Source organism: Flavobacterium sp. WC2509, assembly GCF_052683105.1.
This window is the reverse complement of the sequence record NZ_JBQZFG010000001.1, coordinates 1,864,209-1,879,787: the sequence shown is the minus strand read 5'-3', so window position 1 is coordinate 1,879,787 and position 15,579 is coordinate 1,864,209. Positions and strand designations below refer to the sequence as shown.

The following is a 15,579-nucleotide window of genomic DNA, read 5'->3' as shown; positions in this document are numbered from 1 at the left end:
AATAAAATTTGAATTATGCAAACTAAAATAAAAACAATTCTATCAATCTTCATCCTGTTTGTTTCCGCAACTTCGTGTGATGATTATTTAGATTTAAAACCACAAGACGGAATCATTCGTGCTGAATTTTGGCAAACTAAAGAAGACATTCAAGCCGCTGTTGCTGGAATTTATTCTTCGTTGTTAAATTCACCTCCAGGAGTTGGTGATATTTCAATGAGTAAATATCTATTTATGTATGGAGATTTAAGAGGTGATATGGTAGCGCCAGGGGTTAATGTTACCCCAGATGAAAAGTCTATCATGAACTCAAATATTACAGCTTCTAATGAACTAACAAATTGGGATGCATTTTACAGAACTATTAATTACTGTAATACTGTAATCGATTTGGCACCAGCTGTTTTACAAAAGGATCCAACTTTAACTCAAGTTCAATTGAATAATTTTCTTTCTGAAGCTTTGGCAATAAGAGCCTATATGTATTTTACATTGGCTCGTACTTTTAAAGATGTTCCTTTAAAAATTACTGCTACCTTGACTGATCAAGATAATTTTCAAATACCTGTTTCACCTCAAGCAGATATATTTGCTCAGGTAATTAAAGATCTTAAACTAGCAGAACAATACGCAGTGAGCGATTACGGTAAAAAAGAGTACAATAAAGGGCGTATCACCGTGTATGCTATCAATGCAATGCAAGCAGATGTTTATTTATGGACAGATAATTTTCAAGAGGCACTGGTTGCCACTAATAAAATAATTGATTCTAAACAATTCAGTTTGTATCAATCTAACAATTACGGGACTTGGTATAATACAGTATTTGCTGATGGAAATTCTGTTGAAAGTATTTTTGAATTTCAATATACTACAGCTAATTTAAGTCCTTTTTATGCTATATTTTGGCAAAGACCAGAGTTTCAGACTGCTGGTAATGTAGCAGAAGAGGTTTTTGGAATCGATCCCGATAATCCGACGACTAATAGGGATCTTCGTGGTGAATTTGCCTCTATAGTTGGTGCAACTAATACAATTTATAAATATATCGGAGATAGTGAAGGGGTAAAAGCATTACAGGATTCAGATACGCATTGGTTTGTCTATCGTTATGGTGATGCGTTATTAATGAAAGCAGAAGCACTTGGTGAATTAGGGCGAGGTGCAGAAGCACTTGCTATTATTGATGATATGCGATTAAAGAGACGTGCAATTAGTCAAACAGCTATGGCTGTTGGGGCAGGAGATAAAAGAGGTGTTATTGACTATGTATTAGCGGAACGTTCTCGTGAATTGGCATTTGAAGGTAAACGTTGGTTTGATATGCTTAGAGTGGCTAGAAGAAATAACTACGAACGAAAAGATATTTTAATTAATGCTGCTATTTTGAATGCTCCACCTGATCAACAACAATCGATTATAACAAAATTAGAAGATCCAAATAGTCATTATTTGCCGATTAATACGCAAGAGCTTTTTACTAATAAAGCACTTGTACAAAATCCATTTTATAAATAAAAAATAATAAAACATGAAAAGATTATTAAAATTACCAAGCCTCTTGCGATTTACTTTAGTGTTTTTGATTGTTCTGGTGTTTCAGAGCTGTTCAGAGCAACAGATAAAAGAAGGTACAGATAAAACTCCTAATATTACTGAATATTTAAGAGCAAATCCAGAATATTCTTTGTTTTTAGAAATTCTTGATATTACGGATTACGCTTCGTTTATGAATACCTACGGGACATATACTTTATTTCTTCCAACTAATGATGCTGTTAAACAGTATTTAGCTGATTTAGGTGTTAGTTCAGTAAAAGAAGTGCCATTAGAAGATTTGAAAGATATCGTTAAAATACATATTATAGATAAGACAATATCTACAACAGCTTTTACTGATGGTAAAATTACTACGCCTACTCTTTATGGTCAATATTTAATAACTGGAGCAGCGAACATCAATGGTGTTTCAAGTATAACAGTTAATAAAACATCAAATATTGTAGTTTCTAACATTTTAGCTGGAAATGGTATCATTCATGCTATTGATAAAGTGTTGCGAGTTGCTAATAAAACACTAGCAAAGACCATTGAAGCAGATAAAAATCTTTCTTTATTTACCGAAGTTTTAAAAGCTACTGGATGGTATGATAAGTTAGACCTTCCTATTACTTATGATGCTAATAAGGTTGGTAGTTTTTTAACTGTTTTAGCACAAAGTAATGATGTTTTCACTAAAGCAGGTTTTAGTTCTTTACAGGATTTAAAAAACAGATATAGTAAAGGAACTGATCCAATGAATCCAGCGGATAGTTTGAATCTATTTGTTCAATATCATGTGTTGCCTAATTTAAATTATTTAAGTGATATGGCAACAACTCCTACCTTTTTGACTAAGGCACCACTTGAAGTGATTAGTTCTCAGTTAGATAAGCAGTCTATTTTGTTGAATCATGATATTTTTAATGGGGTACAAGAACAAGGTGTTGCAATAATACGAGATCTAAGCAATGTAACTTGTTCTAATGGAGTATTGCATTATGTGGATGGACATTTCACTATTAAAAAACGTGTTGCAGCACCAGTTTATTTTGATATATGTGATCAACCTGAATTCGCTGCGAATGTTGCTAATTACAGAAAAACAGCTGGAGTGACTTTTGGTTTCGGAAATAATGGAGCACTTAGTGGTATAACCTGGGTAGGACAAGGATCAATTAATTGGCAACCATGGCCTGCAGCAGTTAATGGGGATCTTTTTAATATTTTTCGTTTTCGTCTTCAAAATGCTAGTGGTAGTAGTAATGGTAATAATGATATTGAATTAAAGACACCTGTAATTATTAAAGGTCGTTACAAAGTATGGGTTTCTTATCGTCAAAACTCTAAAGCTTCTACAAATACAAAGGTGTTTTTTGATGGTATACAAACCTCTAGAATTATGAATGGGCAGGAATTTCCAAATAATCCAGCTACTGCAGGATCAGGCGTGAATGATAAAGTATTAGAGTCGCAAGGTTACAAACGTTATATTTTTCCACATGTTCAAAGTGACAATCTTAATTCTAGACTTGTAGGTATTGTAGAAGTAACAACAACTGGAAGGCATTTAATTAAGTTCACAACAGACGCTTGTACTGGTTGTGGTGCAGGAGATGGGGACAGATGGGATTTGGTAGAATTTCGTCCTGTAGATATGGATCAAATATGGCCAAAATTTCTAAAAGGTATTAAAACTGGTCTTCCAAGTGGTAATGATCTTAATGGTGATGGTTTAATTCAAAGATCAGAGGCTACTAAAGGGGATAACGGTAATAGTGGCTATTAATATTATTATATAAGTATACAAATACACACTTAATCAAGTAAAAATGATCATATTAAATTTAAATTATAAAAGACTATTGGTTAGTTTGTTAACCATAGCATTAGTCTCCTGTTCTAGTCCTTGGGATGATAGAGAAGATAATGGGGATGCCAATTTAGACGTTACGCTTAATGAGGCAATTACAAATACAGCTGAAGTATCACAGTTTGGACAATTATTGGTCCAAACTGGTTACGATAAAATTTTGGCTGCCTCAAAAACGTATACCGTTTTTGCACCTACTAATGAATCTTTGGCTCAAGTAGATCCTGCGATACTTAATGATCCAGAGGCACTTAAAAAATTTGTAGCTAATCATATTGCATTAGGTTCTTTTTCATCCTTAAGAAAGGCAGATCAAGAAAAAATTCAAATGTTAAGCGATAAATATTTAACATTCAAAGGAAGTACTATTATTGATGATGCTACTATCGTAACTGCGGATCATTATGCGGCGAATGGAGTTTTTCATATTGTTAATAAACCACTTGTCGTAAAATTGAATATTTGGCAATATGTAAATGCTCATACAAGTAGTTCGGCAATGAGTGCTTACTTAGTAAGTCTAAAACAATTTAGTATTTACAAAGAGGATGCTGATGCTAAGAAAAATTCACCAGCGGGATATCTTGCGGACTCTTTATCGAATTCGTATTTAAGAAATGTTTATAATCTTAACAATGAGAAAAATTCATATACCCTTTTCTTGATGGAAGATGATGGTTATAATGCTGAAGTGACTAAAATGACACCGTATTTGACTAAAACATCAAATAATCCTACTATTGATTCAACAGCAATATATAGTAAATATTTCACGGTAAGAGATTTAGCTTTTCCAAAAGCGTATATAAAAGGTACATTGCCAGCTACACTGACTTCAAGATTTGGAGTTCAATTTAATGTAGATAAAACGCAAATTGTAGGGGAGCCAATACAGTTAAGTAACGGAATTATCTACATCATGAAAAAAGTAGATATTACTCTTGAAAAACGTTTAGTTACAACAAGAATTGAAGGAGAAAAGAATACGGGTTATGCTAATGGGAATCGTAGTCAGATATGGTATCGTGATAAAAAAGATCCACTTGGTATGCTATTCAATGATGTAACGGTACAAAGCCCTGGTGCAGCTTCTTTTATGTTGTATTACGATGCGAAAGATTTATATAGCACCAAGTACAAGGTCTATTGGCGTGCAATAAACGATTTTGGGACTACCGCGACTATTCTTGTTCCTCCCGTTTTTACACAAAATCTTGGTATAGGTAAAAAAATAACGACAGTTGGTTCAACAAATGTAATTTCTTTTCTGACGACTCTTAGCGGTACTATACAGCCGTATTTTTATGATGAAGTATACATAGGTGAAGTTACAATACCTAATGCAGGTTATATGGATTTGACTCTTATTGCTAACAATACTACTACAAGTCCCCTTAGTCTTGATTATATGAGATTTGTTCCAGTCATTAAATAATATATTATAAAAAATTAGATATGTTAAAAATTATTAAAATAACTTGCCTAGTAAGTCTATTTTTAGGTGGTGGAATTGAAGCGCAATTATACGCTCAGACTGCTAAGGATTCAATTGCTACAGTTCCTCAGAAAAAAGTGAATGGAATTTTCATAAAAGGCATTGTTAAAAGTGCAAAAACTAATGCTCCTTTATCAGGAATTAATGTTACTGTTGAAGGATTTTCGGCAGCCATTTCGAATAATGATGGTAGTTTTGAAATTCGAGTTCCCAATTTGCAAGCCCTGCTTACTATTAGTGGACAAGATTTTCAAACCAAGGTATATCCTGTTAAAAATAGAAAAACTGGTTTAAGTATATTCTTAAATGAATCCTATTATTCGGCTGCTTTCCAAAAAGCAAGTTTGCCATCAGGAGATCGTATGCAATATAATAATACCGATGCAACAACTGTGGTGACGTTCAAGAAAGATCAATGGTCTACTCCTGTAACCGAATCTGCAGCTGGATTTCTTCAAGGTAGAACTACAGGATTAACGAGTATTAAAAATTCAGGAGCACCAAATGCAGGTAGTTACTTGGCATTACGAGGTTTTAATTCGTTATATGCAAGTAATAGGCCTTTAATTGTGGTAGATGGAATGATTTATGATGATCAAGATTATGGTTCTGGGATCATACAAAATAGTGAAACGTCCCCTTTAACTAATATTGATGTTAAAGATATTGAAGATATAACCATTATGAAAGATGGTACTTCATTATATGGTACCAAAGGTGCTAATGGAGTTATAAATATTACAACAACCCGTGCATCGGAATTGTCAACTAAAATTGATTTCACGATGTATGGAGGAGTTAATCAAACTCCAAATGAGCTACCGTTGTTAGATGCAGGTGAGTATCGCACACACCTTTCTCAGTTGGAGGCTACACGTGGTTTATCTCAAGGAGATATTGCCAATTTGCCTTATATGAATGATAATGTTGGTTCGGTAGGATACTACAAATATCATAATGCAACAAACTGGCAAGATCAAGTTTTTAAATCAAGCATTAATCAAAATTATTTCCTTAAAGTTCGTGGAGGTGATGAAATTGCAAAGTTTGGTTTGTCTGTAGGTTATCTTGATAGTAAAGGTATTATTGACGGAACTGATTCACAACGTTACAGCGTTCGTTTAAATGCTGCTTTGCGATTAACAGAAAAATTGAGTGTAGATGCTAATCTTTCGTTTATTAATAATCAGCAAAACCAGTGGAATCAAGGTTTTTCAACCACTAGCCCACTATATTTATCATTAACGAAATCTCCTTTTTTAACGAGTCATGTTGTTAGTGATGCGGGTGAGGTTTCTCCTAATTTGGCTGATGTAGATTATTTTAATGTAAGTAACCCCAATGCTATTTTAGCTAATGGATTTGGCACCAATAATAATTATCGCTTTTTTGGTAACTTAAAATTTAATTATGCCTTAAATAAGGCTTGGAATATTACTTCAATAGTTGGTTTGAGTTTCAATAAGGAAAGAGAGTCATTTTTTATTCCAGATTTGGGTGTTACTGATATTGTTTTGCCTACTGCTATTGGAAAAAATAGTTCTGGAAGTGAAGTTCAAAGTTATAATGGACTTTTTACAGATACTTTTGCCAGCTACATGAAGACTTTTTATAATGACCATAATTTAGATGTTCGTTTTGGATTTAGAGCTCAAAGTAATAAAACAGAAACAGATTTAGGTTTAGGATACAATTCTTCAACTGATGATTTTACTAGTGTATCGGCAGGTTCTAGTTTGTTGCGTCAAGTAGGAGGAGAATTAGGAGAATGGAATTGGTTTAATATCTATGCTAGTGGAAATTATAATTTCCGTAATAAATATTTCCTAACAGCAAATTATGCTGTAGATGGTTCAAGCCGTTTTGGTGATAATCCGTCAACGGGCGCTAGTAAATATGTATTGATGACTTCTATTTCAGGAGCTTGGTTAATTTCTTCTGAAGATTTTATGAAAGGTATAAACGATATTGATTATCTTAAACTGAGAGTAGGTATTGGTACAAGTGGTAATGATGATATCGGTAATTACTCTGCTCAAACGTATTACGTTTCTCAAAATTTTCTAGGAATGCAAGGTTTGGTTCGTGGTAATATTGGAAATAGTAATTTGAAATGGGAAACAGTTACAAAAACGAATGTAGGAGTAGATTTTGGATTGTTTAAAGAACGTATTAGCGGTACTCTTGATTTGTTTTCAAACAAAACATCCGATATGATTGTTTATGAAACAACTGGTAGCGAAAATGGATTTAGTTCTGTAGAGTCTAATAGTGGTGCGATGAAAACAATTGGAGCTGAATTAGGTTTGAATGCTCGTATTGTTAATACTCCAAATTTTACTTTCGATTTTGGCTATAGAGTAAGTCACTATAATAATACTGTTCAAACTTTGCCAAACGGTGATATTTTATCAGAATTTGGTGGTGCTACTTATTTAACATCTGAAGGCAAAGATGCTAACTTATTTTATGGTTTAAAGAGTAATGGTGTTTATAGTACTACAGCAGAAGCTACAGCAGATGGATTGTCAAAACGTTTAGTTAATGGAACCTTAGTTCCTTTTAGCGGTGGAGATATCCACTTTACAGATGTTAATGGTGACAAAGTTATTGATGGTAAGGATCGCGTGGTTATTGGTAATCCAAATGCAACAGTTACAGGAAGTTTTAATACTGATTTTACTTACAAAAGATTTAGCTTAAAAGCATTGTTTAACTTTTCAGTAGGTAATGATCTTTATAACGGAGTGCGTTACAATCTTGAAAAAATGAGCGGTTATGAAAACCAAAGTTCTGCCGTTGCTAACCGTTGGAGAGCCGAAGGACAGCAAACGGATATACCGAAAGCAACTTGGGGAGATCCAATGGGTAATGCTGAGTTTTCTGACAGATGGATTGAAGATGGTTCTTACTTAAGATTGAAAAACTTGGTTATAGGTTATGATGTGCCTTTAAATGGTAACAAAGGTATTAAGTATATCCAACTGTATGCTACTGCCAATAACTTGTTAACTTTTACAAAATATCTTGGATTTGACCCTGAATTTAGTGCTACTTCATCCATTTTTGGTCAAGGCGCAGATATAGGTTTGACTCCTCAGTTTACAAGTTACCAACTTGGATTACGTTTAGGACTTTAATTTTTTTTACAACATAGAGAACAGACCGATGATGACAACAATAAGAACAAAAATAAGAAAATCTACAAAACCCTTGTTATGGGTGGCGATGGTATCGCTTAGCCTTAGCTCTTGTGAGGAATTTGTAGATGTACAACCTCAAGATAAGCTTAGTGGGGATCAAGTGTACCGTAATGTATATGATGCTGATGCTGCTGTTACAGGTATATATGGTAAATTTATGGGACTTGCAAGTAAATACGTTATGCTTAACGAAATGCGTGCCGACCTGATGACAACAACAGGTAATTCAGACCCTTATTTAAAAGAGCTTTCGGAGCAAAATATTTCTGCGGAGAATCCTTATGCAAATCCAAAAGATTTCTATGAGGTTATTCAAAACTGTAATGATGCCCTTAAAAACTTCGATATTATGGTTGCTGAAAAGAAATTTACACAATCACAATATGATCAACGCTATGCAGATATTGCCTGTATTCGTTCTTGGATTTATTTGCAATTAGGAATTCAATATGGTACTGTACCTTACATTACACAACCTATAGTAAGCTTAGAAGATGTCAAGGATGCCAGTAAATATCCTAGACTTTCTTTTGATCAACTTCTTGAGGAACTGGTAAAATTTACGGAAGGATTGACTTATAAAAAAGACTATGATGCAACTAGTAGTTTACTAGTAACGGTGGATGGTTATTATACTGCAAAATTCTTTATTAATAAGGAATGTTTGTTAGGTGATTTACAACTTTGGAAAGGTAATTATCAACAAGCTGCTATGCATTATAAAACGATAATGGAAACATCTTCATCTCAACCAAGTGGTACGGCGCTTTATGAGGTATATCGTTTGAGTAATTTTGCTGGTAGTGGAAATAATGATTTTATTGTTAATTATACAAATTCCCAAAATGTAAACACATTATTTAATACTGATACTCAAGGATGGAGATCTATGTTTGCTAGAACTAAAGATGCAGTATGGAATACGGAATGGATTTGGTCTTTACCTTTTGATAGCAAATTTGCACCTAAAAATCCATTTATTAATATTTTTTCAAAAACAGGAGGGCAATATTTAGCAAAACCATCTCAAAGAGCAATTGATCTTTGGAATAGTAATACACAAAGTAATGGTTTTCCTTATGATGCACGTGGTCCAAAATTTACCTATAAAATGGTGGGTAATGATCCTGTTATCATGAAATACCTTTACAGATATGAAGCAGCTGCCGATGTGTTTAAAACAGATGGAGATTGGTTTTTATACCGCGCTGAAAAATTGCACTTGCGTTATGCAGAAGCTGCTAATAGAGATAATAAGCATAGAATTGCTAATGCGATTTTAAATAAAGGTATAAAAGGAGATTATAATCGTGGTGGACTTGATAAAGCTAAAGATGATATGACTTATACTTGGATAACTAAAGAAGGTTTTCCTTATGATTTTGATGCTCGTGAAGGTGAACATCCTTATTTTAGAGGAAATTGGTATCGTGGTGGAGGTGTTAGAGGTCGTGCTAATTTAGTGAATGCCCCAGTTGTAGGAGATAGTTTAACTTCAATTGAAAACAATATTATTCGTGAAGCTGGATTGTCACTTGCTTATGAAGGTAACCGTTGGGAAGATTTAGTGCGTATTGCAAGACGTAGAAATGATCCTGCTTTCTTGGCTGATAAAATCTATGATAAATTGAATAAAGAAGGAAATGCTCATGCAGCAGAAGCACGTGCTAAATTAATGAATGTTAATAATTGGTACTTGCCATTTACTTGGAAATAAAATTTCCTAGTAAAAAAAATAATTAGTTGATTTAACTTTTGAAGAAGGCTGTCTATTTAGACAGCCTTCTTTTGTTTTGGGGGAGTTATAGATCAAAGTATTGCATCTTATGATCAATAATAAATTTGTGATTATTATACTTGATGTATTAAAATGTAATTTGAAATTATTTTAACAAACAAAAGGCTGCCCTTTTAGGAACAGCCTTTTTATGAATGTAAATAGTGACATACCTCAGTACATCCTATTATTGATTTTATTTTTTACAAATTTGCAACTAACCAATCGCCAACTTCGCTAGTTTTGTATGCTTTTGCACCTTTTCCAGCTAAATCTTCAGTTACAATTCCTTGCTCTAATGATTTGTTTACAACAGCTCTAATTGCTTCTGCTTCGTCTTTCAATCCAAAAGCATCTTCAAACATCATAGCAGCAGATAAAACAGTTGCTAATGGATTTGCAATATTTAACCCAGTAGCTTGTGGGTAAGATCCGTGAATTGGCTCATAAAGTGAAGTGTGTTCTCCAACAGATGCAGACGGCATTAATCCCATTGATCCTGAAATTACAGAAGCTTCATCTGTTAAAATATCACCGAATAAATTTTCTGTAATCAATACATCGTAAGAATTTGGCCATTGAACCAAACGCATAGCAACAGCATCAACGAATTCATAAGAAACTGTAACTTCTGGATAATCTTTTTCCATAGCTTGAACTGTTTCTCTCCATAAACGTGAAGTTTCCAAAACGTTTGCTTTGTCTACACAACACAATTTTTTTGAACGTGTCATTGCTAATTCAAAACCTTTTTTTGCTAAACGCTGTACTTCAGCTCTAGTGTATACGCAATTATCAAAAGCAGTGTCTCCGTTGTCTTTTCTTCCTTTTTCACCAAAATAGATTCCTCCAGTCAATTCTCTTAAGAATACTAAATCTGTACCTTCAATTCTTTCTCTTTTTAATGGAGAATTATCAATTAAAGAAGGAAAAGTAAAGGTTGGACGAACGTTAGCAAACAATCCTAATTTTTTACGCATCAACAATAATCCTTGTTCTGGTCTTACTGGAGCACTTGGATCATTATCATATTTTGGATGCCCAATAGCGCCAAAAAGAACAGCATCGGCAGCCATACAAACTTCATGAGTTTCATCTGGGTAAGGTACTCCAACAGCATCAATCGCACACGCTCCAGTAAGTGCAGGAGTCCAAGTGATTTCGTGATTAAATTTTTTAGCAATGGCATCCGAAACTTTAACTGCTTCGTTAACTACTTCTGGTCCGATTCCGTCTCCGGCTAAAAGGGCAATATTGAATTTCATTGTTTTTATTTTTTTAAGTTTCTGAGTTTCTAAGAATCTAAGATTTTGACTTAGCTTCTTTTTAAATTATTTTTATATTCCTGAGTTTTTAAGATTCATTGCTATTAAAAAAACTTAGTTTCTTAGCAACTTAGAATCTTAGCAACCCATTAGTGAATTACATTCAGCATTTTTTGTGTCGCTATAATTGCAGCTACAGTCTGATCGGAATCTAATCCTCTTGTTTTAAATTCTTTTCCGTTATTTGTCCAGGTGATAATAGTCTCACACAAAGCATCTGAGCTACTGCCAGGAGGAATTCTCACTGCGTAATCGATCAATTTTGGCAATGTCATTTTTTTAGTTTTATAAATTTTAGAAAGAGCATTCATAAAAGCGTCAAATTGACCATCACCTTGTGCGCTTTCTTCAAAAATTTCACCATCTATTTTTAAGCAAAGAGTTGTCGAAGGACGTAATCCTTTAGCATGAGATAATAAATACGACTCAACCGTAATTTTTTCTTCATAAGAATGGCTGTCCAAAACATCCGAAATGATGTATGGTAAATCTTCTTTGGTAACCGTTTCTTTTTTGTCACCCAATTCAATAATTCTTTGAGTAACTAATTTTAAATCTTCAGGGTTTAGTTTTAATCCCAGTTCTTGAAGATTTTTTTCGATATTGGCTTTACCAGAAGTTTTTCCTAAAGCATATTTACGTTTTCTTCCAAAACGCTCTGGAAGTAAATCATTAAAATACAAATTGTTTTTGTTATCACCGTCAGCATGAATTCCTGCAGTTTGCGTAAAAACGTTGTCGCCTACTATTGGTTTATTAGCTGGAATTCTATAACCAGTGAAAGTCTCCACCAATTTACTTACCGAATACAACGAAGACTCTTTAATATTGATTTTTACCTCTGGCATAAAGTCGTTAATTACTGCGACAGTACTCTCAAGCGGAGCATTTCCAGCCCGTTCTCCCATTCCGTTTACAGTAACATGCAATCCGTTGATACCCGCTTTTATGGCTTCCATTACATTGGCAATGCTCAAATCATAGTCATTATGAGCATGAAAATCAAAATGTATAGTCGGATATTTAGCTGTAATTTTAGAAATAAATTCAAAAGTATCCGATGGAATCAACACGCCTAAAGTATCTGGTAATAATATTCTTTTAACGGGTTGTGTTACTAAGAAATCTAAATATTGAAAAACATATTCAGGAGAATTACGCATGCCATTACTCCAATCTTCTAGGTACACATTGGTGGCAATTCCGTTTTCATTTGCCAAAGCAATAGATTGTGCAATTTCTGCAAAATGCTGTTCAGGTGTTTTTTTTAACTGGTGAGTCAAATGATTTAAAGAACCTTTGGTCAATAAATTTTGAACTTTGGCTCCCGCTTTTTTCATCCATTCGATAGAAACGCCTCCATCTACAAATGATAATACTTCAATACGATTGGTATAGCCTTTTGCTGATGCCCAGGACATAATTCCTTTTACCCCTTGAAATTCTCCCTCACTTACACGTGCCGATGCAATTTCAATACGGTCAATATTTAATTCTTCAAGCAATAATTGCGCAATGGTTAATTTTTCTGCTGCCGAAAAGGATACTCCCGAGGTTTGTTCACCATCTCGAAGTGTCGTATCCATTATTTCAATTTTTCTTTTTTCCATTATTGCTGTTCTATAAAATCCTTTTTGAAAAAGGGGTATTGTATGTTTTATATTCTTCGTCGTACTTCACTTAATTTCATTGGTATAAAAATCGTTTCAATTTCTATGCAATGGTTCTATTTTTCAATTGCTTTCAACTATTTTTTATTCTCAACGACCATTTCATAATGTTCTACAATTGGAAACGGATTATAATAATGATGTAATAATTTTTTCCATTCTAGATATGATTCAGATTCTCTAAATCTAATGGTATGGTCTTCTAATTTTTCCCATTCAACCAATAACAGATATTTATTTTCTTCCTCAATACATTTCCTCAAACTATGACTTATATAACCAGAAATAGACTGTATAAATAGACTGGCAATAGCAAAATCATTTTCAAAATGAAGTTCTTCACCTTTCAATACGTGCAGAATAGCCATTTCTAATACCATACGTATTTTTATTTATAAACCCGACAGATTTTTAAAACCTGTCGGGTGTTATTAAAATTAACCTTTATTTTTTCAATAATTCTAATTGAAATATTGCATGCTCTTTAGTAAGGAAGTTTGTCAGCAAAAGCGACAATATCTTCTTTAATGTTTTGTAAATAATCAATATCGTCAAAACCATTGATCATGTTGTTCTTTTTGTATCCGTTGATGTCAAAAGATTCTTTTTGACCAGTAGCCAATAAAGTAATAGTTTGTGCAGGCAAGTTAATTTCTAATTGTGTATTTGGATCTGCTTCGATAGCTTTAAAAATAGTATCCGCAAATTCTGGGCTAACTTGTACTGGCAAAACACCAATGTTTAAGCAGTTTCCTTTGAAGATATCTGCAAAGAAAGAAGAAACTACGGCACGGAATCCGTAATCATAAACTGCCCAAGCAGCATGCTCACGAGACGAACCTGAACCAAAGTTTTTTCCTCCAACAAGGATTTTTCCAGAGTAAGTAGAATCGTTTAAAACGAAATCTGCTTTTGGAGTATCATCTCCATTGTATCTCCAGTCTCTAAAAAGATTGTCTCCAAAACCTTCACGTTTTGTAGCTTTCAAGAAACGAGCAGGGATGATTTGATCTGTATCTACGTTTTCTATCGGTAGTGGCACTGCACTACTAGTAAGGATATTAAATTTATCGTATGCCATTGTAATTTTAGATTTTTAGATTTTAGAACTCAGATTTTAGATTTTCCTTGAAGGGAAATAAATCAGCAGTTTTTAAAATCTTTTTATTTTTAATTCTTTTTTGAAATTGTTATTGTCATTGAAATTGACATTCAACTAGAACAACTCTCTTGGATCTGTCAATTTCCCAGTAACAGCAGCAGCAGCAGCCATAATTGGGGAAGCTAACAAAGTTCTTGAACCTGGACCTTGACGACCTTCAAAGTTTCTGTTTGAAGTACTCACAGCATATTTTCCAGCAGGAACTTTATCATCGTTCATTGCCAAACAAGCTGAACAGCCCGGCTGACGCAATACGAAACCAGCTTCAGTAAGAATGTCTAAAATACCTTCTTCTTTAATTTGTGCTTCTACAACGTGAGAACCTGGAACTAACCAAGCAGTAACGTTGTCTGCTTTTTTACGGCCTTTTACAATTTCTGCGAAAGCTCTAAAATCTTCGATACGTCCGTTTGTACAGCTTCCCAAGAAAACGTAGTCGATTGTTTTTCCAATCATCACATCATCTTCGTTGAAGCCCATATAAGCTAACGATTTTTTATAAGTTTCCTCACCGCCTTCAACTTGGTTAGCGTTCGGAATATGTTTAGTGATACCAATTCCCATTCCAGGATTTGTACCATAAGTAATCATTGGTTCGATATCTTCAGCTTTGATGTTTAATTCAGTATCAAAAACAGCATCAGCATCGGTTTTTAAAGTTTTCCAGTATTCAACTGCTTTAGTCCAAGCTTCACCTTTAGGAGCATATAATCTTCCTTCAAGGAAATCAAAAGTAGTTTGGTCTGGAGCAATCATACCTCCACGAGCACCCATTTCGATACTTAAGTTACAAACAGTCATACGGCCTTCCATAGTCATTTCTTCGAAAACATTTCCTGCGTATTCAGCAAAATATCCTGTACCACCAGAAGTAGTTAATTGAGCAATAATATAAAGTGCAACGTCTTTTGGCCCCACACCTTTGCTTAATTTACCATTTACGTTGATACGCATTTTCTTTGGTTTTGGCTGCATGATACATTGAGTAGCCATAACCATTTCCACTTCAGAAGTACCAATACCAAAAGCAATCGCTCCAAAAGCACCGTGAGTAGAAGTATGCGAATCTCCACAAACAATAGTCGCACCCGGCAAAGTAATTCCGTTTTCAGGACCTACTACGTGTACAATTCCATTTTTTTGGTGACCTAATCCCCAGTGAGAAATTCCGTATTCTGCAGAGTTGTCTTCTAATGCTTGTAATTGATTAGCAGAAAGGGCATCAGCAACAGGCAAATGCTGGTTTATAGTTGGTGTATTGTGATCGGCAGTGGCAAAAGTACGCTCAGGGTATAAAACCTTTACGTTTCTAGCTTTTAATCCTAAAAAAGCAACAGGACTTGTAACTTCATGAATGAAATGGCGGTCAATAAAAAACACATCTGGTCCATCTTCAATTTTACGCACTACATGTGAATCCCATACTTTGTCAAATAATGTCTTACTCATTTTCTTTTTTTTTAATTGTAATTGGTATAACCACAGAAACTTGGTGTAATTATAATAGAAGTTCAAAAGTAAAAAAAAGTTGTATT

10 protein-coding genes are annotated in these 15,579 nt (G+C 34.0%); 5 read left to right on the top strand and 5 right to left on the bottom strand.

Annotation, left to right across the window (positions count from 1 at the left end):
* Positions 1 to 15: 15 nt before the first annotated feature.
* From ACUN3A_RS07845 to ACUN3A_RS07825, 5 genes are read left to right on the top strand one after another with little or no spacing between them, the layout of a single operon-like run.
* Positions 16 to 1,518: a RagB/SusD family nutrient uptake outer membrane protein gene (locus tag ACUN3A_RS07845; protein WP_445550745.1), complete on the top strand. Its 1,503-nt coding sequence runs from the start codon at positions 16 to 18 to the stop codon at positions 1,516 to 1,518.
* Positions 1,519 to 1,531: 13 nt separating this feature from the next.
* The gene (locus ACUN3A_RS07840) at positions 1,532 to 3,328 is read left to right on the top strand and encodes a fasciclin domain-containing protein (protein ID WP_445550744.1); all 1,797 of its coding nucleotides are present in this window, start codon (positions 1,532 to 1,534) and stop codon (positions 3,326 to 3,328) included.
* A gap of 43 nt (positions 3,329 to 3,371) precedes the next feature.
* Positions 3,372 to 4,847, top strand: a complete 1,476-nt coding sequence (locus tag ACUN3A_RS07835) for a fasciclin domain-containing protein (protein ID WP_445550743.1) — start codon at positions 3,372 to 3,374, stop codon at positions 4,845 to 4,847.
* A 20-nt stretch (positions 4,848 to 4,867) separates the two neighbouring features.
* Positions 4,868 to 8,047: a SusC/RagA family TonB-linked outer membrane protein gene (locus ACUN3A_RS07830; RefSeq protein ID WP_445550742.1), complete on the top strand. Its 3,180-nt coding sequence runs from the start codon at positions 4,868 to 4,870 to the stop codon at positions 8,045 to 8,047.
* A 28-nt stretch (positions 8,048 to 8,075) separates the two neighbouring features.
* On the top strand, positions 8,076 to 9,827 hold the full coding sequence (locus ACUN3A_RS07825; RefSeq protein WP_445550741.1) for a RagB/SusD family nutrient uptake outer membrane protein: 1,752 nt from the start codon (positions 8,076 to 8,078) through the stop codon (positions 9,825 to 9,827).
* Between the two features lie 263 nt (positions 9,828 to 10,090).
* Here ACUN3A_RS07825 and leuB read toward each other — a convergent pair whose 3' ends face one another.
* The 5 genes from leuB to leuC all read right to left on the bottom strand — a co-directional run bounded on the left by leuB (position 10,091) and on the right by leuC (position 15,493).
* Complete coding sequence (gene leuB, locus ACUN3A_RS07820) at positions 10,091 to 11,152, bottom strand: 3-isopropylmalate dehydrogenase (protein WP_445550740.1); 1,062 nt, start codon at positions 11,150 to 11,152, stop codon at positions 10,091 to 10,093.
* Between the two features lie 149 nt (positions 11,153 to 11,301).
* Positions 11,302 to 12,822, bottom strand: coding sequence for an alpha-isopropylmalate synthase regulatory domain-containing protein (locus ACUN3A_RS07815; RefSeq protein ID WP_445550739.1), 1,521 nt, complete (start codon positions 12,820 to 12,822; stop codon positions 11,302 to 11,304).
* 137 nt (positions 12,823 to 12,959) lie between these two features.
* On the bottom strand, positions 12,960 to 13,262 hold the full coding sequence (locus ACUN3A_RS07810; protein ID WP_445550738.1) for an antibiotic biosynthesis monooxygenase family protein: 303 nt from the start codon (positions 13,260 to 13,262) through the stop codon (positions 12,960 to 12,962).
* Positions 13,263 to 13,366: 104 nt separating this feature from the next.
* Positions 13,367 to 13,963: a 3-isopropylmalate dehydratase small subunit gene (gene leuD / locus ACUN3A_RS07805; protein WP_445550737.1), complete on the bottom strand. Its 597-nt coding sequence runs from the start codon at positions 13,961 to 13,963 to the stop codon at positions 13,367 to 13,369.
* A gap of 135 nt (positions 13,964 to 14,098) precedes the next feature.
* Entirely contained in the window at positions 14,099 to 15,493 is a 1,395-nt protein-coding gene (gene leuC / locus ACUN3A_RS07800) for a 3-isopropylmalate dehydratase large subunit (RefSeq protein WP_445550736.1), read from the bottom strand.
* Positions 15,494 to 15,579 lie beyond the last annotated feature (86 nt).

Coding starts and splice junctions, on each gene's coding strand:
- ACUN3A_RS07845 (WP_445550745.1), top strand. CDS start 16: ATGCAAACTAAAATAAAAACAATTCTATCAATCTTCATCCTGTTTGTT.
- ACUN3A_RS07840 (WP_445550744.1), top strand. CDS start 1,532: ATGAAAAGATTATTAAAATTACCAAGCCTCTTGCGATTTACTTTAGTG.
- ACUN3A_RS07830 (WP_445550742.1), top strand. CDS start 4,868: ATGTTAAAAATTATTAAAATAACTTGCCTAGTAAGTCTATTTTTAGGT.
- leuC (WP_445550736.1), bottom strand. CDS start 15,493: ATGAGTAAGACATTATTTGACAAAGTATGGGATTCACATGTAGTGCGT.
- ACUN3A_RS07815 (WP_445550739.1), bottom strand. CDS start 12,822: ATGGAAAAAAGAAAAATTGAAATAATGGATACGACACTTCGAGATGGT.
- ACUN3A_RS07825 (WP_445550741.1), top strand. CDS start 8,076: ATGATGACAACAATAAGAACAAAAATAAGAAAATCTACAAAACCCTTG.
- ACUN3A_RS07835 (WP_445550743.1), top strand. CDS start 3,372: ATGATCATATTAAATTTAAATTATAAAAGACTATTGGTTAGTTTGTTA.
- leuB (WP_445550740.1), bottom strand. CDS start 11,152: ATGAAATTCAATATTGCCCTTTTAGCCGGAGACGGAATCGGACCAGAA.
- leuD (WP_445550737.1), bottom strand. CDS start 13,963: ATGGCATACGATAAATTTAATATCCTTACTAGTAGTGCAGTGCCACTA.
- ACUN3A_RS07810 (WP_445550738.1), bottom strand. CDS start 13,262: ATGGTATTAGAAATGGCTATTCTGCACGTATTGAAAGGTGAAGAACTT.